This window comes from Streptosporangium sp. NPDC051022 (assembly GCF_040683035.1).
In the GTDB taxonomy this organism is placed as follows: Bacteria; Actinomycetota; Actinomycetes; order Streptosporangiales; family Streptosporangiaceae; genus Streptosporangium.
Genome location: NZ_JBFBCF010000024.1, coordinates 76,389 through 95,005, shown reverse-complemented (window position 1 = coordinate 95,005; position 18,617 = coordinate 76,389). Strand labels below are relative to the sequence as shown.

Below are 18,617 nucleotides of genomic sequence, written 5' to 3'. Positions count from 1 at the left end.
ACTCGATAGATTTTCATCGTAACTCGATAGAAGGGTGGGTCATGGGAAAGCTGACAGTGCGGGCGCTTCGCGCCGTGCTCGTGGTGGTGCTCGCCGGCACCGTGTTCGTACAGGCATCGATGGTGTGGGCGTTGGTCAGCGGGAGCGATCCGGAGGACGGGTCGCTCCCGCTGACCCCGCTGCGCGTGATCACGATCCTGGGCATGGTGTCGGCCCAGGTCGCCATGGTCAGCGTATGGAGGCTGGTGACGATGGTGCGACGCGGAACCGTGTTCTCCCACGCCGCCTTCCGGTACGTGGACGCCGTGATCGGCGCGATCGTGGCGGCTGCCCTCCTGTGGTTCGCGGTCACGGCCCTCAATGCGCCGGACCAGCGGGACGACCCGGGCGTCACCGTCATCATGGGCGGGATTGGCCTGGCCATCCTGGGGGTCGCGCTCATCGTGCTCGTACTGCGGATGCTGCTCGTCCAGGCCGTCGCGCGCGACGTCGAAGCGACGCAGATGCAGGCCGAGTTGGACGAGGTGATCTGATGCCGATCGTCGTCGACATCGACGTGATGCTGGCCAGGCGGAAGATGTCCGTGGGCGACCTCGCGGACCGCGTAGGGATCACGCCCGCCAACCTGGCGGTACTCAAGAACGGCCGCGCCAAGGCGGTGCGCTTCTCGACTCTCGCCGCGCTCTGCGAGGTACTCAAGTGCCAGCCGGGCGACCTGCTGCGCTGGGAGACCGAGGACACCGCGGGCGGATGACGTGCCCCGGGGGCCCGGTAGTAATGGCGCGGAATCCAACGCCCCCGATGGGCCACCGGAGTGCGGCGGCCCATCGTACCGGCGACTCTTACTCGGGCGGCGCCGCCGATCCGCCGACGTCTCCGATGCCGGTGTGCAGGATGTCGAGTGCCCGGCCGACCGTGCCGTTCAGAGCTGCGGTGATCTGCTCCGGCAACCGGCCTTCGCTCTGTAGCCGCGCCGCCTCGGCGATCATGGCGGTGACGGTGGTCAGGATGAAGGCGGCGATCGCCCGCGCCGCGACGGGCCCCAGATGCGCGGGCACCCGGTCGGACAGGATCGCCGCCAGGTCGTCCTGGTAACGGGAGCCACGCAGCCGCAACGCGTCCTGCAGTGCGGGACTGTTCTGGATGACGGTGAAAACACTGGCGAGTCGCTCATCGCCCGCGGTTCTCGGATCTCCGCCATCCGGCGCCTCCGGTGTCTCCGGCAGGTGAGCGAACAGACGCGGCAGCTCCTCCTTGAGGAACTCCGGGAGCGAGACGCCCAGGGGGAGCTGGTCGATCATGTCGATCACGTCGGCCTCGACCGGACGGTGCCAGGCGAGGAGAAGGTCTTCCTTGGCCGGGAAGTGGTTGACAACGGTCTGTTTCGCGACGTCCGCGGCCTCGGCGATCTCGGCGATGGTCACGGCGTCGTACCCCCGCTCACTGAACAGGGCCAACGCGGTGTTGGCGATCCGCTCCCTGGTCTGCCGCCGCCGCCGCTCATGCCGGGACCGCACGGTCTCTTCCTGCGGCCGTGGTTGGTCAGTGCCGTCTACGCTGATACCCATATTGGCACCGTAACATATTTAGACTGATGCCAATACTGGTATCAGTACAATATCTGTTGAAGGCGAGCCACTCATCGACATCCCCGGACCCCGCACCAACATCGCCCGGACCGCTGCACCGGGTGGGCAACAGGCGGTCCACCGAAGCCGGCGCCCCACGGGTGGGGAGGCCCTTCTTAAGGGGGCAGCTTTCGACCTCAGCCCTGCGCTCCTTTCGAAAGTGAGGCTTCAGCTACGACGACCAGGCCTGAACCGGCCCCTCCCCGATTGCTTCAGCCTCCTCCAGGACGCTGAGCGGCGGGAAAGAGAGCGACTACGGCGGCCGGGCCGTACGGCGGGGCGGGTAGTGCGCGGAGGGGGGTGGGTGGTCCGGTCGGCGTATAAAAGGACGGAAACCACCGCGCCCGCCAGGCCGGAGGCCAGAACCCACCAGAAAGCAACCAACGACGGCTGGCCGGACCACCCACCCACCACAGCGCGAACCTGGAAACAGCCGAACCACCCACCCACCGCAGCGCGAGCTCGACATGCCTCGAATGTGTCACCGGCGGCTAATACGGTGTCCGCGTGATCACGGATGACAACCCCTCGTATGTCATGTTCTTCAGGGACTCCGATGCCCCCGAAGAGAGGTTCACGACCAGGATCGGCGGCGATCCCGACTGGGTCGGGGAAGCGCAGTGGCCGCTCTGTGCCCGGTGGGACAACCCGATGGAGTTCGTCGGGCAGTTCCGGCTGGCAGGCGACGAGTTTCGCATGGCCTACCTGTTCATGTGCGACAGGTGCGCGGAGACCTATGATCCAGAAGCGGGCAAGAACGCGCTGATCGTCCAGCCCGGCCGGGTCCCGTCGTTCATCACGACGATGGTTCCCCTCTGGGACTCCGGACCTGGCGGGGTGGTGGCCGACCTGGAGCCGGAAGGTCCCGGTGACCTGGAGAACCTCGAGTCCCGTATGTACGGGGAACCGGCCTGGTTGCAGGACGAGGAGTACCCTCCCGGCGGCCCCTGGTCGTTCTTCTTCCAGTTGGACTCGTGCAGCGAGTGGTGCAACCACCTGAACTTCGGCGACGCCGGCGTGGGCTACGGGTTCCTCAGCGCCGACGAGCAGGAAGGCCGCTTCCTGTGGCAGTGCGCCTGACCGGAGCAGCACCGGTATCTACCGGCATGTAAGGTGCCGCGCCGGCAGGGGCACGATCACATGCTCGTGCTCCTCCCCACCCATCACTCCCCCCACCTGGTCTTCTCCCAGACTCTGGAGCGGCGAGAGGTGCGGCGGTACGAGAGGTTCCCGGCCCAGTTGCCTGACCGGCCTGATCAACAGCAGTGCCGTCACCACGCCGACCGTCACCAGGGCCGACCCCAGCATGAAGGCGCGCGGTTCGACCAGCACGGTGACCGGACCGGCCAGCGCCTGCCCGACCGCCATGCCCGCGACCGACCCGGCCACCTGGTAGGCGTTGACCCGGTTCATCACGTCCGGCGTGACCTGCGTCTGCACGCTGGTCGACCACATCACCGACCAGAACGCCAGCGCGCACCCCCCGAGCAGGTGCCCGGCCATCAGCAGCGGCAGCGGCAGCCCGAGCGCGACCGTCAGCGGAACCGCCACGTACCCGCTCAGCGCCGTCGCCCCGGCCACCAGCGGCCTGTGCGGCCTGAGCCTGATCGCCACCAGCCCGCCCAGCACGGTGCCGAAGCCGAGCGCCGCCATCACCCAGCCGTAGTCGGCCCCGATGACCTGCGACGACAGCGGCACGTACGGCCCGACCACCAGAACGCCCCAGAACACCCAGACCAGGATGACCGACCACATCCAGCTCCTGGCCTTGAACTCCTCCCAGCCCCTGCGCAGGTCACTCAGCACGTTGGAGGGCTCCGGCCTGGGTACGGCGACCCGGACCAGCAGCAGGCACACCCCGCTGACCAGGAACGTCGCGGCGTCCGTCGTGTAGACGAAGACCGGCCCGGCGACGACGATGAGGACTCCGGCCAGCGCGGGACCCGCCAGCTGGGTGACCGCCTCAGCGATCTTCAGCGTCGCGTTGGCCCGCTGCGGATCTTTGGCGACCAGGGGGACCATGCCGTTGACGCACGGTTCGAACGTCCCGGCGCCTATGCCTGACAGGAACGCCATCGCCAGCAACAGGGCGAGCGGCGGAGCACCGTCCAGGAAGGCGACAGCCACGCACCCCTGGGTGACGACCCTGAGCGCGTCCGCGCCGATCATCAAGCGCCGGGCGCCGATCCGGTCGGCGACGACCCCGCCGAACAACATGACCAGCACAGCCGACGCGGTCCAGATCGCGAGCACGTAGCCGACGCCCGCGATCCCGTAGACTTTCCCGATCGCCAGCGCCGAGGCGACGGGCATCATCGCGTCACCGAGCAGCGAGATCGTACGGGCCCCGAAGTAGAGGGTGAAGTTCCTCGTCCACATGAGCCCAATTCTGGATTTTTCCAGATCAGAGCACCGGTGTCCCAAATGACATCATTGGGTACATTTGCGCCATGCCCCTGGATTGCCCGGAAACGCCCCCGACGCCCCCCAGCCCGCATCGCGTGGTCGCCCTGGTCGCCCCGAAACAGGAGCTCTACCCGGTCACCTCCGCCTCAGCCGTCTTCGGCTACCACGGCTCCGACATCCCCCAGCATTACAGCTTCAGCCTGTGCGCCGAACACCCCGGTTCCCTCCCCACCACCCTCGGCGTCCCCATCCAGGTGGACAACGGCCTCGAAGCCATCGACGACGCCGACACCGTGGTCATCGCGGGCTGGAGCTGGACCCTCGCTCCCTCGCCCGCCGTACTCCACTCCGTGTCCCAAGCCCATGCCCGAGGCGTCCGCATCGTTGCCGTCTGCGCCGGAATCTTCATCCCGGCCGCCCTGGGCCTCCTGGACGGTCGCCGCGCCTCCGTCCACTGGGAACTCTCCGGCGAACTCGCCGCCCGCCACCCCCGCGTCATCCCCGACGACACCGTCATCTACGTCGATCACGGCGACGTCGCCACCGCCGGAGCCTCGGCCGCCACCCTCGACCTCTGCCTTCACCAGGTCTTCCAGGAGTACGGCGCGGCCCATGCCATGCGCATCGGCCGCCAGCTCGCCGCCGGTCCGCACCGCGAGGGCTGCCAGCGCCAGTACCCTCCCCTCCCCACCACCGGCCCCATGCCGGACTCCCTGGCCCCCCTGCTCGAATGGCTCCTCTCGCGCCTGCCCGACCAGATCACCGTCGAGGACATGGCCGCCTACTCGGGCGTCTCCCCCCGCACCCTCACCCGCCAGTTCGCCGACCAGCTCGGCGTCCCACCCGCCCGCTGGCTGCTGGAACGCCGCCTGGCCGCCACCCGCGCCCTGCTGGAGGAGACCGACCTGCCCGTCGAGACCATCGCCACCCGTGTCGGCCTCTCCTCGGCGGTCAACCTCCGCCGCCGCTTCCACACCGCCCTGCGCACCACCCCGGCCGCCTACCGCCGCTCCTTCCGCTGAAGGTCACGGGCGGTCGAGTTAAACCGATTGCTTCTGGCGCGGGGGATTGTTTGACTGATTCCGAGCAGACAAGGGGGGATGTTGATGGCCGTGGGCACCGAGGACGCCGTCGTGCGCCCTCGAGCGGGTCGACGTCCCCACCGGAGGCTCCGGCGGGGGTGATCCCGCGTGGGTTGCGACGGCACGGTCAGCCGACTCGCCACCCATTTCGTCTGGAGCTCCTCCATTGTCACGCCATCTGCCACGCCATCGCGCCCGCGTCAGTTCCTTCCGCTGTGTCAACTGCCGCCTCGACGTGCCCACCGACGCGCCGGGCACCGCGCACCGCAACCACTGTCCCACCTGCCTGTGGTCCAGGCACCTGGACAACACTCCAGGCGACAGAGCCGCCGACTGCGCCTCAGGCATGGCGCCGATCGCCATCCATGCGCGCCAGGACGGCGAGTGGGCGATCATCCACCGCTGTACGGCGTGCGGCACGCTCAACGCCAACCGCGTCGCCGGTGACGACAATCCGCTCACTTTGATGCGGCTGGCCGTCGCGCCACTGGCACGCCCGCCGTTCCCGCTGGACTACTTCGCCCAGCTCTGAGACGGCTTCCCAGAGCCCGCCGAACGGGGCAGGCTGGGCCGCGGCTCCACGGCCCTCCCAGCCCGCCCCGCCACACCTCGAAACCTCCCCACCGGACCGGGTGGGCAACAGCCGTCCCACCGAAGCTGCCGCCCCACGGGCGGGAAGGCCCTTCTTAAGGGGGCGCAGCTTTCCACCTCAGCCCTGCGCTCCTTTCGAAAGTGAGGCTTCAGCTGCGGCGATCCCGCTGAACAAACCCCTCCCGATCGCTTCAGCCTCCCCGAGCACCCTGGGCAGCGGGAAAGGGAGCGACTACGGTCCGCAGGCCGTACGGCGAGGCAGGGCGTGCGCGGAGGTGGGTGGGTGGTCCGGACGGCGTATAAAAGGACCGAAACCACCGCGCCCGCCAGGCCGAAGGCCTGAAGCACCAGACCGCAACCAACGACGGCCGGCCGGACCACCCACCCACCTCCGCGCGAACCCGGAAAACCGGACCCCCACCCACCCCCGCGCGCCCCCAGCCGAACCACCCACCGCAGCGCACCCCGGACCGAACCACCCACCGCAGCGCACCCCGGACCGGACCAGACCTAACCAAGCCACCCCGGAGAGCCATCAGGGACACTGGCCAGCAAGGTCCGGGTGTAGGCATGAGCGGGCGCGTCGAGGACCCGGTCGGCGGACCCGGTCTCCACGCACCGACCGGCCTCCAGCACGTACAGCCGGTCCGCGATCTGACGGACCACGGCCAGGTCGTGGGTGATGAACAGCATCGCCATGGACAGCCGTTCCCGCAGCTCGGCCAGGAGACCGAGGATCTGCGCCTGCACCGAGACATCCAACGCCGAAACGGGCTCGTCGCAGATCAGCAGACGGGGCTCGCCCGCGATGGCGCGGGCGATGGCGACCCGCTGACGTTCCCCTCCTGACAGACCGGCGGGACGCATCCCGGCCATGTCGCGGCTCAGACCGACCGACTCCAGCAGCCGGGTGACGTCGCCGGAGGCGGCCGGGCGGCCGTCCGCGCGCAGTGCCTCGGCCAGGGCCGCTCCGATGGTGCGGGCCGGGTTGAGCGTCGAGTAGGGATCCTGGAAGATCATCTGCGCGGTGCGCCGGGCCTGGCGCACCGCCGTACGGCTCAGTGTGCCGTAGTCGGAGCAGTCGGCTCCGCCGAGCAGGATCGTGCCCGTGTCGGGGCGCTCCAGCCCGGCGACGCAGCGGGCGAGTGTGGTCTTGCCCGATCCGGACTCGCCGACCACGCCGACCACCTCCCCCGGGGCGATGGAGATGCTCACCCCGTCGAGAGCCGGACGGACGGCTCCGGCGAACGTCCTGCGCAGGTCACGCACCTCAAGCACGGGGTCGGCCTCGACCGGCGCGGGCGGCGTGACACCCGGCGCGGGCGCGGCCTGGGCGGGCAGGTCGGCGGCCCGCAGGCAGGCCGACTCGCGGGCCGGCCGTACGGCCACGGGCACCGGCCGCGCGGCCCGGCACTCGGCCACCGCGAGGGAGCAGCGGTCGGCGAAGGCGCACCGGCCGGCCACGGCGTCGTGGGCGGGCACGGAGCCGGGAACGGCCGGGATCACGGCCAGCCTCCGGTCGGCGGGTGGCTCGGCCGCCAGCAGGGCCCGGGTGTAGGGGTGGAGCTGCTCGTCCCGTACGGCCGCCGCCCCGCCGACCTCCATGATCCGCCCCGCGTACATCACCACGACCCGGTCGCAGGTGGAGAACGCCAGGCGCAGGTCGTGGGTGATGAGCACGAACGCCATGTCCCGCTCGCGCTGGACGCGCCGGACGAGGGCGAGCACCTCCCGCTGGGTGGTGGCGTCGAGCGCGGTCGTCGGCTCGTCGGCGACCAGCACCCGGGGGCCGCCCGCGAGCGCGGCGGCCAGCCCGACGCGCTGCCGCATGCCGCCGGACAGCTGGAAGGGGTAGCGCCCGGCCACGTCCCCGGGCAGGCCGACCTCGGCCAGCAGCCGGGGCACCTCGACCTTCGGGTCCGCCCCCTTCGGCAGCCCGTCCGCGATCTGCCGCCCGACCCTGCGCAACGGGTTGAGCAGGGTGAACGGGTCCTGCATGAGGAGGGAGACCACTCCGCCGCGCTGCCGGGCGCGGGTGCGCGGGTCGTCGTCGACCCGCACGCCGTCGATGTCCACCCGCCCGTCGGCCTCCAGGCCCCGGGGCAGCAGCCCGAGCATGGCCCTGACCGTGAGCGACTTACCCGAGCCGGACTCGCCGACGATCGCGACGGACTCGCCGGGCGCGACCGTGAAGGAGACGTCGGACAGCAGGGTCCGCCCGGTGGCGGGCTGCCGCACCGTGAGTCCCTCGACCCCGATGCCCCCGACGCCCCCGGCCTTCCCGGCACTCCCGATTTCCCGGGCTCCCCCGATCCCCGCGGTTCCCCCGGCTGTCGATGCCATCTCAGCGTGCCCTTCCGCGCCGGTCGACGCGCTCGTACAGCCAGTCGCCCACGATGTTGAGCGCGGCGGCCGTGGCGATGATGGCCAGACCGGGGGCGATCACCGTCCAGGGGTTGGCGAGGAACTGGGTGCGGTTGTCCGACAGCGTTCGCCCCCAGTCGGGTGAGCCCGCGGGCACGCCCAGGCCGAGGAAGGACAGCGACGCCAGCGAGACCAGCGCGTAGGCGAAGTTGAGGAAGGCGTTGGCCAGCGCCACCGGGGCGATGTTCGGCCAGACGTGCCTCGTCATGATCCGCCACGCGGAGAGGTTCTTCATCTGCGCCGCCTCCACGTACGGCCGGTGCCGCTGTTCGAGCACGGCCCCCCGCACCACCCGGGTGTCGGTCGGCGCGAACAGCACCACCAGTACGGCGATGGCCAGGCCGTACCCGCCGCCCAGCACTCCGGCCACGACGATCGCGACCAGGAGCGCGGGCAGCGAGAACATCAGGTCCGCCCAGCGCATGGCCAGCGCGTCTGTCCAGCCGCCGAGGTATCCGGCGGGCAGGCCGACGAGGTTGCCGATGAGCATCGACCCGGCGGCGACGCACAGGGCGCCGGGCACCGCCGTACGGGCACCGGCGACCAGCAGTTCCAGCACGTCGCGGCCGAGGTCGTCGGTGCCGAGCGGGTGGCCGGAGCCCGGACCGCTGATGCCCAGCATGAGGTCCTGTGCGGTCGCCTCCGGCACGATCCAGGGCGCGAAGGCCGCGGCGACGGCCACCGCGACGAGGACGGCCAGCGCGACGGCCACGCTGATCGGCGGGCGCGACGACACTCTTCTCAGGCCCGTGGACGAACGCGTCACGATGTCCTCCCGCCGAGCCTGACCCTCGGGTCGACGGCCGAGTAGCCGACGTCGACCAGGAGGTTGACGGCGGCGATGAGCAGGGTGAGCAGCAGCGCGAGCGCCTGGACGGCCGGGACGTCCTTGAAGGTGACCGAGTCGACGAGCAGGGACCCGAGACCGGGCAGCGCGAACGTCACCTCGACCAGCACGGTCCCGGCCAGCATGCCGGTCACGATGAGCCCGGACGCGGTGAGGATCGGGACGAGCGAGTTGCGCAGCGCGTAGCCGAGGACGGTGGCGGCGCCGAGGCCGCGCGCCCTGGCGAACACCACGTAGTCCTGGTCCAGCTCGCGGATGAGCGCGGCTCTGCTGAAGCGGACGAGCATGCCGACGGCGCCGACGGCCAGCGCGGCCGCGGGCAGCGTCAGGTGCCAGATCTGGTCGACGAGACTCTCACCGGTGCCGTAGACGGGGAACCAGCCGAGCCAGGCGGCGAAGACCACGAGCAACAGCAGTCCGACGGCGAACGGCGGGGCGCTCAGCCCGACCACCCCGGCGGTGACCACGAGCCGGTCGGTCGCCCGGCCCCGCCGCAGGGCGCCCGCCACGCCGAGCGGGATCCCGGCCAGCAGTGACAGCAGCGTGCCGTACCCGGTGAGCGCCAGGGTGAGCGGGAGCCGTTCGCCGATCATGTCGGCGACCGGGGCCCCGGTCCTGATGGAGGTGCCGAGGTCGCCGCGCAGGACGCCGCCGAGCCAGCTCAGGTACTGCACCGGCAGCGGATCGTTGAGGTGGTAGCGGGCCTGGATCGCGGCGATGGTCTCCGGTGTGGCGGGACGGGTGCCGAGCAGGGTCTGCTGCACCGATCCCGGAGCGAGGTAGAGCAGGCCGAACACGCCGATCGACAGCAGCAGCACGACGACGGCGGTGCCTCCGAGCCTGCGCAGCAGGAACGCGCCCCAGCTCCGCCGGTCCATCACAGCACCCCGTTCTCCGCCAGCCAGGCGACCGTCCGCTCCGCCGCGTCACGGCGGTGCTCCGGTTCGGTCAGCTCGTGGCCCTCCCGAGGGTAGACGACGAGCTGAGTCCTGACGCCGGCCGTCGACCAGGCACGATAGAGCTGCTCGGCCTGTCCGACGGGGGTCGTGCGGTCCTCGGCGCCGTGCAGGATCAGCGTCGGGGTGGTGACGGCCGCGGCGTGGCAGACCGGCGAGCGAGCGGCGAGGAACTCCCTGCCCTCGGGCGTGGCGATGTCGGCGCCCCGGTGGTAGAGCGGATCGTAGCCACCGGCGAGGTTGCTGGCGGTGGCGAAGCTGAGCCAGTCGGTGACACCGGACATCACCACCGCGGCCCGGAACCGGTCGGTGCGGGTCACCGCCCACGCGCTGAGGTAGCCGCCGTAGCTCAGCCCGAGCACGGCCACGCGGTCCGGGTCGGCGACCCCGCTCGCGACGAGGTGGTCCACCCCCGCCAGGACGTCTCCGAGGTCCTCCTCGCCGACGTGCCCGATGACGCGGCGCGCGTAGTCCTGGCCGCGCCCGCTGCTGCCCCTGGGGTTGGGCAGCAGTACGGCCGCGCCCGCGTGCACCAGCGGTACCGCCAGCTGGTCGGACTCGGCGGGCGCGAAGGAACTGGACCACAGCCAGGTCGGCCCGCCGTGCGCGATGACGACGAGCGGCAACGCCCGCCCCCGGCCGTCGTCCGGTACGGCACCGCCGCCCGAAGCGCTTCCACGGGCACCGCCGGACGCGCCACCGCGAGTACCGGCACCGCGTCCCACCGGCGTCAGCAGCAGGCCCTGGACGACGAGCCCGCCGGGCCCGGTCCAGGTCACCTCCTCCTGGTGTACGGCCAGCCCCGCGAGCCCCTCGTTGAGCCCGGTGACCTGACGCCACCCGCCCTCGGCGACCCCGGCCACCGCGATCTCCGGCGGCCGTTCCGCCGTCTCCCAGACGGCCGCGGCGAGCGTGCCCGTGCGGTCGGCCGACAGCGACGGCTGCCCGTCGCGCCCGCCCAGGGTGCCCCAGGCCGTCCAGCGGCTCAGCACCCGGCCGTCGGCGGTCAGTGTGCCGCCGTGCGTGCCGGTGCCCGACCAGCCGGTGAACCACAGGGTGTGCTCGTCCAGCCAGCCCAGGTCGGTGACGTCGTCGACGGCGCTCAGCCGTGTCACCTCGCCGCCGTCCAGGTCGACGTGGAGGATCCGGCCGGAGACGATGGACAGCCCCTCGACCACGACGGCCGCGCGTCCTCCCGGGGCCAGCCGGGGGCGGCTGAGCTGCCAGGAGGTGCGCAGGAGCGTCCTGGTCTCGCCGCTCTCGCGGTCGATCAGGTCGAGGGCCGGCCGGTAGTATCCGGCGGGCGTCTCGTCCGCCGAGGTCACGGCCAGCGCGACGCCGTCACGCCAGTCGGCGTCCCACACGGTCAGGCCCGTCAGCGGGATGGGGCGCAGGGAGTCGTCGCCGATCTCGGCCCACGCGAGCCGCCGGAGGTGCCCGCCGGGCGTCCTGACGAAGGGGTCGGAGCGGTCGACGACCCGGAGGCCGAGGTGGCTGCCGTCGCGTTCGCTGCCGGGGTCGGCGAGCCGTACGAGAACGGTGCCGTCGTCGCCCGCGACCAGGTCCTCGATCTCCCCGTCCGCCCTGACCCGCCAGATCGGGAGAAGGTCGTCACCGGAGCGGACCTCGACGTGGTCGAGATCCTGCCCCTCCCCGGAGGCGAGGAGCAGCCGCCCGTCGGGCAGCCAGCGCGTGAACGCGTGCCAGCGCCCGGGGATCTCCGGCACGGGGACCGGCACGCCGCCCCCGCCCGTCTCCGGCCCCGTCTCCGGCCCTGTCTCCGGCCCTGTCTCCGTGCCGCTCCTCGTCAGGTCGCCCTTCGCCAGGTCGAGCACGTGCGCGACGGGTCCGGCGTCGGACAGCGGCAGGAGGCAGGCGACACGGCCGCCCTCGGGGTGCAGCGCGACGGCGTCGGGCACGCGCAGGGTCGCCAGTGCCGCGTGCGCCCGCAGCCCCGCCGCCGTCTCCGTCTTCGTCCCTGTTCCCGTCTCCCGGGCCGGTGCCGGACCGGTGCCGGGAGAGACGAGGCCCGGCGGCGCGGGGTCAAGCGGCGCGGGGTCAAGCGGCGCGGGGTCAAGCGGCGCGGGGTCAAGCGGCGCGGTGTCCGGGGAAGCGGCCCGCGCCCGCGGTGAGGTGGTCACGAGCGGGCTGAGAGCTTGGCGGCCCAGGGGCCGACGAAGAAGTAGGGGCCGAACTCCCCGGCGCCGATCTTCGGACCGAACGCGGTCGCCGCCTCGCCCCACCACAGCGGCTGGTAGGGGACGTCGGCGGCGGCCTTGACCAGCGCGTCGCCGAGCAGCTTGCCCCTGGTCGCGTCGTCGGTGCCCTTCTTGGCGTCGTCGAGCAGGCCGGTCACCTCGGCGTTGGCGTACTCGGCGATGTTGGAGCCGTTCTCGCCGACGTAGGCGCCGTTGAGCAGCTGCTGGATGTACTCGGACGGGTCACCCGTGGTGGCGAAGTACCAGCCGAGGTAGATGCCGGAGGAGTGCTTGCCGAGCTCGGCGATCCACTGCTCCAGCGGGATCTCCTTGACCTCCAGGGTGATCCCGATGGTCTTGAGGTTCTCCGCGAGGGTGAGCGCCGCCTTGCCGAGCTGGGGACCGCTGCCCGGGTAGGTCAGCACGTCGCTGAACCCGTTCGGGACCGACGACTGGGCGAGCTCGGCCTTGGCCTTGGCGAGGTCGAAGCCGTACTGCGGGATGCCGTCGTACAGGCTCTTGACCCCGGCCTCGTCGAGCACGCCGCCCCACTGCGCGGGGTCGGGGATGGTCGTGGCGACCTGGCCGTGGCCGCGCAGGATGCTGCGCACGATGCCCTCGCGGTCGACCGCGTGGGCGACCGCCTTGCGGACGTGGATGTCGTTCCACGGCTTCTTGGCGGTGTTGAAGGCGAGCGTGACCAGGGAGCGGTCGCTGGCCGTCTTCAGGTCGACGCCGGAGATCGCCTTCCACTGGTCGATCTGCTCGGCGGGGACGTTCAGCGCGACGTCGACCGAGCCGCCGCGCATGGCGAGCAGCCGGGTGGACTCCTCGGGGATGAAGTCCAGCCTGATCTGTCGGTACGGCGCCTTGCCGCCCCACCACGCGTCGTTGCGCTCCATCGTCACGTGCGAGTCGGGCGCGAACTCGGTCACCTTGTACGGTCCGGTGCCCAGGATCTTCCCGGCGGGGGTGCCGATGTCCTTGCCGGTGGCCTCGATGAACTTCCTGCTGGTGACCAGCAGGGTGCCCGGCGAGGGCGTCCAGGCGAAGGACGCGTCCGGCTCCTTCAGCGTGATCGTGACCTCGGCGGGGCCACTGGCCTCGATCTTGTCCACGTTGGCGTACGCGTAGGCGAAGGCCGAGGTCGAGCCCTTCTTCGCGTGCAGGTCGAGGCTGGCCACGACGTCGTCGGCGGTCAGCGGCGTCCCGTCGGCGAAGGTCACCCCGGAGCGGATCTTGTAGACGTAGGTCTTCGGGTCCTTCCGCTCCCACGACTCGGCGAGGGAGGGCTGGAGGCTTCCGTCCTGGCCGACCCCGACGAGCGCCTCCTGGCACAGGAGGGCGACCACGTAGTTCATGATGCCCGCCTCCTTGCTCGCGTCCAGCGAGCCGATCGAGGAGGGCAGCGCGACCCTGAGGAGGTCGAGGGACTTGGCCGTGCCGCCGGCGTCCTTCGTGGAACCGGCCGGGGCGGTCGAGCCGCACGCGGCGACGAGGCCGGGAACCGCCGCCAGGCCACCCACGATGGCGATGGACCTCAGGAGGGAACGCCGGGTGAGGGCGACGTTGGGGAGATCGGCCACGGGGGACCCTACTTTCGTGCGGTCAGCCAGTCTGTCTAGCTGCTGCGTCTACCATTACTATCCACTTGGCTCAGGAGAGTATTCGCTTCATAGCACCCGGGTCAAACCCACTTTCCGAATGGGGAATACATGACCTCCATCACCGTTTACAGCGCCCCCTGGTGCGGCCACTGCCACCGGCTGAAGGCCGCCCTCACCCGTGCGGAGATTCCCTACGTCGAGGTGAACGTCGACCAGACCCCGGGCGCGATCGACCTCATCACCGAGATCGGCGGCGGCACCTGGCTCATCCCGACCGTGGTCCTGCCCGACGGATCGGGCCTGGTCAACCCCAGCCTCCAGGAGATCCGCGACCGCCTCACCTGACAGCCGCCCCCATCTCCGCCACCGCGCCCCTCCCAACACGCCCCTCACATCACGCCCCGCCCCTCACCTCCGCCACTTCACCCCCCACCACGCCGAAGCTCCACCATCACGCCGAAGCCACCACGCCGAAGCCACCACCCCCACCACGTCGAAACCGCCGCCTCCACGCCGGTCATGCCGTGGTGATCCAAGGCGCCGGTACGGCGAGCGGCGGAACGAAGCGGACCGGCGCCCGTGAACGACGCCCAGCCCGGCGAACGTTCACGGAAGTCACGATCTCGGCACCGGGAGGGGCGCCCCAGGCCAGGCGGGTCTGGGGCGTCCCGCGGAGCCCAGGTCAGGCGAACAGCGGTTCGATCAGCAGCAGGACGCCGAAGACGGCGAACGCGGCGGCGGCGCCGTACCGGATCACCTTCTCGGGGAGGTGCTTGCCGAGCATCCGGCCGACCAGGATGGCCAGCGCGTCGGCCGCGACCATGCCGACCGTCGAGCCGAGCCAGGTGCCGAACCAGCCGTACTGCGTGGCCAGCGTGATGGTGGCCAGCATGGTCTTGTCACCGAGTTCGGCGAGGAAGAAGGCCACGGTCACGGCGATGAGCGCCGACCGGGTGGTGCGCTTGGCCTTCTGCTCCTCCTCCTCGGTCAACTCGTCCCCGCGCAGCGTCCACACGGCGAAGCCGAGGAACGCGAGGCCCGCGACGATCGTGATCGCGGTGGTGGGGATCAGGTCACCGGCCAGAGTGCCCAGGCCGACGCTGACGAGGTGGACGACCGCGGTGGCCAGGGTGATCCCGGCCAGGACCGGCCACGGCTTGAACCGGGTCGCGAAGGTCATCGCCATGAGCTGGCTCTTGTCGCCGAGCTCGGCGACGAAGATCACAGCGAGACTGATCCAGAACGCTTCCAACGAGCTGCCCTTCCGCGCGCGCGACCGGGCCGGAAGGTGCACCCGGGGAGTTTCGGGCACGTCTTCGGCCCGGCGGCATCGATGTATGCCTGCCAGGCCGAAGGTCTCGTCCGCCTCGATGTGAGGCCCGCGCGACCGGGCGCCGGGGCGCCAGTATGTCGATCACGCGATTGGGACTACTCCCCTTCGGGTGTTTCCATCTGACTCTAACAGGCCGAGTCCACTTCCTGATTCCCCGGCACCCTGGCCCCCCGACGCCCTGACGACGCTGTGACCGGGGACGTTCACCGGGCCGGGCACCGCCCGTCGGCGCCGATCCGCCCCGCTTCACCAACCGCCGTACCGGCGCCCGGACGGTTACGAACCCGGCGAAGGCGGGCGATCACCGCCCCGGTGTCCCGCGCCGGCCGCGCCCCGTGGATCCCCGGCCGTGGCGGCCGGGCAGGTCAGAGCCCCGTGGCAGGTCAGAGTCCCGTGCCGACCATCACGGGCTCGTTGACGAGCGTGACGCCGAACTTCTCCAGCACCCCGTCCCGAACCTCCCTGGCCAGGTCGAGCAGGTCGGCCGTCGTCGCCGACGACTCGGGGTTGGTCAGGGCGAGGGTGTGTTTGGTGGAGATGCGCGCCGGGCCGCGCCGGTAGCCCTTCGGGAAACCGGCGTTCTCGATCAGCCACGCCGCCGGAACCTTGACCGCACCGCCGGGCATGTCCCAGCGGGGGAAGCCCGGGACGCGCAGTTCGAGCTCGGCCGCCTGCTCCGCGTCGAGGATCGGATTGGTGAAGAACGAGCCCGCGCTCCGGGTGTCCGGATCCGCCGCGTCGAGCACCATCCCCTTCCCCCTGCGCAACCCGAGCACGGCCTCGCGGGCACGGGCCAGCGGCACCCGCTCCCCGAGCTCGACGCCCAGCCTGACGGCCAGCTCCCGGTAGGCGACAGGCCCCGACATCGTGTTCCCGGCCAGCTCGTAGGTGACCGCCAGGACGACGTGCCGGCCCGGCTCCTGCTTGAACGCGCTGTGCCGGTAGGCGAACCCGCACTCCTCCGCGGACAGGTCCCGCACCTCGCCGGTCCCCCGGTCGTAGACCCGCACTCCGGTGATCGTCTGCGACACGTCCTGCCCGTAGGCTCCGACGTTCTGGATCGGCGTCGATCCGACCAGCCCCGGGATCCCCGACAGGCACTCGACCCCCGACCATCCCTCCGCGACCGCGAGGGCTACCAGCGCGTCCCAGTCCTCACCCGCCTGCGCGGTGACCCGCTCCCCCTCGACCTCGATCCCCCGCGAGGCGACCCGCACGACCAGGCCGTCGAACCCCTCGTCCGACACGACCAGGTTGCTGCCCCCGCCGAGCACGAGCACGGGTTCACCCGCCCTGTCCGCCTCGGCCACCAGCTCGACGATCTCCTCCGCCGTTCCGGCCTCCACGAACGCCCCGGCCGGACCGCCCAGCCCCAACGTCGTGTACGGCGCCAGCCGTACCCCTGCAACCCGCTCAGTCATGCGCTTCCCCACGCCGGTGCGAAATCCGGCGACCAGCCTACGTGGCACGGAGCAGCCCGAGCACGCGGTCGTAGGTCCTGCGGGACTCCTTGTCGCGGTAGCCGGGGTCGACGTCGTGATAGCCGCGGTGCCGCTCCTGGTGGACCGGAAGATCGCTGCCGAGGGCGACGACGGTACCGGGAAGCAGGAGAGAGAACTCCAGGTCGGCGTTGCGGTAGTAGCGGGCGTCCCTGGAGAACCCGCCCGCTTCGAGCGCGGCGTCCCGTCTGACGGCGAACAGGTGGCCGAGCACCCCCTTGACCTCACCCGGCCCCGCCTCGTGCCACTGGTGGGTGTCCTCGCCGGGGTTCACGCCCTTCCAGCCCGCCGCGACCACGTCGTCCTTCAGCTCCCTGACCAGCGGGGTGATCGCGTCACCGTCCAGGATCGTGGAGGTCTCCATCACGACGTGCACCTCGGAGGCGTCGAGCTTCAACAGCTTCGTACGGCTCTCGCCCCATCCCGCCGAACCGCCCCGCCAGTGCGGGGTCTCGGCCACGTGCCACGTCTCGATCCGGCGGGGATACTCCTCGGCCAGCTCCTCCAGGACGCCCCCCGCGCCGTCGACGTTGCCCAGGTCCAGGGCGATGATCTTCGCGTCGGTACGGGCGACCAGTGCCCGGACGCACTCCCGCAGGTCCTCCGGCCAGCCGTCGACCACGAGCCCGACCGTCACGGTCGTCGGTGGAACCGGTTCCTCGTCCTCGATCGGGGTGACCTCCTCGTCGAGCCGGGAAACCGACAGGCTCGCGTCCCACAGCAGCTGGGAGAAGAGCATCCGCTCGGGCCTGCCCTCGTGCTCGCCCACCCGGCCGACGAGCTCGGAGCCTTCGGGTTTCTGGTCCGGCGCGACCTCGGTGTCCGCGACCCGCCCGGCGTCCAGGTCATCGAGCCGTCCGGGATGGGCGGCGGGCTCTGAGACCTCGTCGAGCCGGCCGGCGTCCGGTGAGGCACTCCGCCGGGCTCCCGCACCGGGTTCCCGCCCCGCGGGGGGTTCCTGCGCGGCGGAGGGTCTTCCTGAGGCGGACTCCTTCGCGGCGGAGGACCCTTCCGAGGCGGCGGACCTTCCGGCGGCTTCGGCGGGCTTCCGGGAGTCTCCCCGGAAGGCGCCGACGCTCTCCCCCGCGGTCTCCCCGGCCGCGGTCGCGGGAGCGGGAGCGGGAGCGGTTTCGCGGACGGTCGCGCCGTTGCGGGCCCCGCTCTCACGAACGGTGGCGCGGGAGGCGCCGGCCTCGGAAACAGCACTCTCAGAAGCGGCGGTCTCATGGACGGCGGTCGCGGAACCCTCGGAACTCACGGAGCTCACGGAACCCGTGGAATCGGCCGGTGCGGCCCGCTCCGGCCACTCGGTCCGCCTGGCCTGCCAGGGTGCCCCCGGCAGGGGGACGGAACTCACCGTGGGCCACACCTCGAAGGGCGGCCTGGGGACGAGTTCGAACCCGTCACCGGTGTCGCGTACGAGCCAGCCCTCGGCTTCGATCTTGTCGCGGAGCGCGTCGGCCCTGGCGTGGTCCCGGTCGGTCCGGGCCCTGGCCCGCTGCTCGGCGAGAGAGGTCACGTGAGGTGGTACTTCGTCCATTCCTGGACGCTACCCACGCATCGAAGGAAGAATCAGTCTTCGGTCCGGAAGCGAAACCCACGGCGACCTCCCGTCTCAACCACGGTCGCCCGCCCCAGACCTTCCTCTTCTTCACAGCCCCCACCCGTCTCCGGCTTCTTCTCAGCCCCCGTCTCCGGCTTCTTCTCAGCCCCCGTCTCCGGCTTCCTCGTAGCCACCTGTCATCCCCCGTCGTCCTCGTCGCCCCCGTCTTCGACGGCTTCCACCGCGCCGGTACGGCGAGCGGTGACACGGACCCGGTCGGCGCCGATCAACGGCGCGAAACCGGCGAACGGCTCCCCATCGGCACCACACCCGTGAACGTTCACCAGGCCGGGCACGGTAAGGCGGTGACGACCATGGGCGCGGTGAAGGTGTGCGGTCACACCGCGCGCCGGGAGGCCGTTCCCCCACCGGCCGCGTCGCCGACCTGCCCGGTCCGGTCGGCGCGACCGGCCAGGTCGGGGCAGGACAGGCGGTGCCCCGTC

General features: G+C 71.4%; 17 protein-coding genes. 6 read left to right on the top strand and 11 right to left on the bottom strand.

Annotated elements, in window-relative coordinates; genetic code table 11:
- The first annotated feature begins 41 nt into the window (after positions 1 to 41).
- Both AB0N02_RS32180 and AB0N02_RS32175 read left to right on the top strand, forming a co-directional pair.
- Positions 42 to 533 carry a DUF2975 domain-containing protein gene (locus AB0N02_RS32180; RefSeq protein ID WP_363954076.1) on the top strand — a complete coding sequence of 164 codons (492 nt, stop codon included), beginning with the start codon at positions 42 to 44 and terminating at the stop codon, positions 531 to 533.
- On the top strand, positions 533 to 754 hold the full coding sequence (locus AB0N02_RS32175) for a helix-turn-helix transcriptional regulator (RefSeq protein ID WP_363954074.1): 222 nt from the start codon (positions 533 to 535) through the stop codon (positions 752 to 754). Before AB0N02_RS32180 ends, AB0N02_RS32175 begins: the two co-directional genes overlap by 1 nt.
- Before the next feature lie 88 nt (positions 755 to 842).
- Here the strand turns inward: AB0N02_RS32175 and AB0N02_RS32170 are convergent, their stop codons facing one another.
- On the bottom strand, positions 843 to 1,517 hold the full coding sequence (locus tag AB0N02_RS32170) for a helix-turn-helix domain-containing protein (protein WP_363954072.1): 675 nt from the start codon (positions 1,515 to 1,517) through the stop codon (positions 843 to 845).
- 618 nt (positions 1,518 to 2,135) lie between these two features.
- On the opposite strand from AB0N02_RS32170, the gene AB0N02_RS32165 reads away from it, so the two are divergent.
- Positions 2,136 to 2,708 carry a hypothetical protein gene (locus AB0N02_RS32165; protein ID WP_363954070.1) on the top strand — a complete coding sequence of 191 codons (573 nt, stop codon included), beginning with the start codon at positions 2,136 to 2,138 and terminating at the stop codon, positions 2,706 to 2,708.
- 18 nt (positions 2,709 to 2,726) lie between these two features.
- Here the strand turns inward: AB0N02_RS32165 and AB0N02_RS32160 are convergent, their stop codons facing one another.
- Positions 2,727 to 4,007 carry an MFS transporter gene (locus AB0N02_RS32160; protein ID WP_363954068.1) on the bottom strand — a complete coding sequence of 427 codons (1,281 nt, stop codon included), beginning with the start codon at positions 4,005 to 4,007 and terminating at the stop codon, positions 2,727 to 2,729.
- Between the two features lie 71 nt (positions 4,008 to 4,078).
- On the opposite strand from AB0N02_RS32160, the gene AB0N02_RS32155 reads away from it, so the two are divergent.
- Together AB0N02_RS32155 and AB0N02_RS32150 are read left to right on the top strand one after the other, a co-directional pair.
- The gene (locus AB0N02_RS32155; protein WP_363954066.1) at positions 4,079 to 5,056 is read left to right on the top strand and encodes a helix-turn-helix domain-containing protein; all 978 of its coding nucleotides are present in this window, start codon (positions 4,079 to 4,081) and stop codon (positions 5,054 to 5,056) included.
- Between the two features lie 205 nt (positions 5,057 to 5,261).
- On the top strand, positions 5,262 to 5,648 hold the full coding sequence (locus AB0N02_RS32150; protein ID WP_363954174.1) for an RNHCP domain-containing protein: 387 nt from the start codon (positions 5,262 to 5,264) through the stop codon (positions 5,646 to 5,648).
- 569 nt (positions 5,649 to 6,217) lie between these two features.
- On the opposite strand, the gene AB0N02_RS32145 is transcribed toward AB0N02_RS32150, so the two are convergent.
- Genes AB0N02_RS32145 through AB0N02_RS32125 form a run of 5 tightly spaced genes read right to left on the bottom strand, consistent with a single transcriptional unit; the run spans position 6,218 to position 13,718 of the window.
- Positions 6,218 to 8,050: an ABC transporter ATP-binding protein gene (locus AB0N02_RS32145; RefSeq protein WP_363954064.1), complete on the bottom strand. Its 1,833-nt coding sequence runs from the start codon at positions 8,048 to 8,050 to the stop codon at positions 6,218 to 6,220.
- Between the two features lies 1 nt (position 8,051).
- Entirely contained in the window at positions 8,052 to 8,897 is an 846-nt protein-coding gene (locus AB0N02_RS32140) for an ABC transporter permease (protein ID WP_363954062.1), read from the bottom strand.
- A complete protein-coding gene (locus AB0N02_RS32135) occupies positions 8,894 to 9,856 on the bottom strand; it encodes an ABC transporter permease (RefSeq protein WP_363954060.1) in 963 nt (320 codons plus the stop codon). The genes AB0N02_RS32140 and AB0N02_RS32135 overlap by 4 nt, the downstream gene beginning before the upstream one ends.
- A complete protein-coding gene (locus AB0N02_RS32130) occupies positions 9,856 to 12,075 on the bottom strand; it encodes a S9 family peptidase (RefSeq protein WP_363954058.1) in 2,220 nt (739 codons plus the stop codon). Before AB0N02_RS32130 ends, AB0N02_RS32135 begins: the two co-directional genes overlap by 1 nt.
- Entirely contained in the window at positions 12,072 to 13,718 is a 1,647-nt protein-coding gene (locus AB0N02_RS32125) for an ABC transporter substrate-binding protein (RefSeq protein WP_363954056.1), read from the bottom strand. Before AB0N02_RS32125 ends, AB0N02_RS32130 begins: the two co-directional genes overlap by 4 nt.
- Before the next feature lie 129 nt (positions 13,719 to 13,847).
- On the opposite strand from AB0N02_RS32125, the gene AB0N02_RS32120 reads away from it, so the two are divergent.
- Positions 13,848 to 14,084, top strand: coding sequence for a glutaredoxin domain-containing protein (locus AB0N02_RS32120; protein ID WP_363954054.1), 237 nt, complete (start codon positions 13,848 to 13,850; stop codon positions 14,082 to 14,084).
- Between the two features lie 337 nt (positions 14,085 to 14,421).
- Here AB0N02_RS32120 and AB0N02_RS32115 read toward each other — a convergent pair whose 3' ends face one another.
- The 4 genes from AB0N02_RS32115 to AB0N02_RS32100 all read right to left on the bottom strand — a co-directional run bounded on the left by AB0N02_RS32115 (position 14,422) and on the right by AB0N02_RS32100 (position 18,458).
- A complete protein-coding gene (locus AB0N02_RS32115; RefSeq protein WP_363954052.1) occupies positions 14,422 to 14,991 on the bottom strand; it encodes a TMEM165/GDT1 family protein in 570 nt (189 codons plus the stop codon).
- 464 nt (positions 14,992 to 15,455) lie between these two features.
- Positions 15,456 to 16,493: a UDP-N-acetylmuramate dehydrogenase gene (locus AB0N02_RS32110; RefSeq protein ID WP_363954050.1), complete on the bottom strand. Its 1,038-nt coding sequence runs from the start codon at positions 16,491 to 16,493 to the stop codon at positions 15,456 to 15,458.
- Positions 16,494 to 16,530: 37 nt separating this feature from the next.
- Positions 16,531 to 18,111, bottom strand: coding sequence for a hypothetical protein (locus tag AB0N02_RS32105; RefSeq protein WP_363954048.1), 1,581 nt, complete (start codon positions 18,109 to 18,111; stop codon positions 16,531 to 16,533).
- A 200-nt stretch (positions 18,112 to 18,311) separates the two neighbouring features.
- Positions 18,312 to 18,458, bottom strand: a complete 147-nt coding sequence (locus AB0N02_RS32100; RefSeq protein WP_363954047.1) for a hypothetical protein — start codon at positions 18,456 to 18,458, stop codon at positions 18,312 to 18,314.
- Between the last annotated feature and the right edge of the window lie 159 nt (positions 18,459 to 18,617).

Excerpts from the sequence above, each read along its gene's own strand:
- AB0N02_RS32180 (WP_363954076.1), top strand. The coding sequence starts at position 42 with ATGGGAAAGCTGACAGTGCGGGCGCTTCGCGCCGTGCTCGTGGTGGTG.
- AB0N02_RS32175 (WP_363954074.1), top strand. The coding sequence starts at position 533 with ATGCCGATCGTCGTCGACATCGACGTGATGCTGGCCAGGCGGAAGATG.
- AB0N02_RS32160 (WP_363954068.1), bottom strand. The coding sequence starts at position 4,007 with ATGTGGACGAGGAACTTCACCCTCTACTTCGGGGCCCGTACGATCTCG.
- AB0N02_RS32155 (WP_363954066.1), top strand. The coding sequence starts at position 4,079 with ATGCCCCTGGATTGCCCGGAAACGCCCCCGACGCCCCCCAGCCCGCAT.
- AB0N02_RS32145 (WP_363954064.1), bottom strand. The coding sequence starts at position 8,050 with ATGGCATCGACAGCCGGGGGAACCGCGGGGATCGGGGGAGCCCGGGAA.
- AB0N02_RS32135 (WP_363954060.1), bottom strand. The coding sequence starts at position 9,856 with ATGGACCGGCGGAGCTGGGGCGCGTTCCTGCTGCGCAGGCTCGGAGGC.
- AB0N02_RS32120 (WP_363954054.1), top strand. The coding sequence starts at position 13,848 with ATGACCTCCATCACCGTTTACAGCGCCCCCTGGTGCGGCCACTGCCAC.
- AB0N02_RS32110 (WP_363954050.1), bottom strand. The coding sequence starts at position 16,493 with ATGACTGAGCGGGTTGCAGGGGTACGGCTGGCGCCGTACACGACGTTG.
- AB0N02_RS32105 (WP_363954048.1), bottom strand. The coding sequence starts at position 18,111 with ATGGACGAAGTACCACCTCACGTGACCTCTCTCGCCGAGCAGCGGGCC.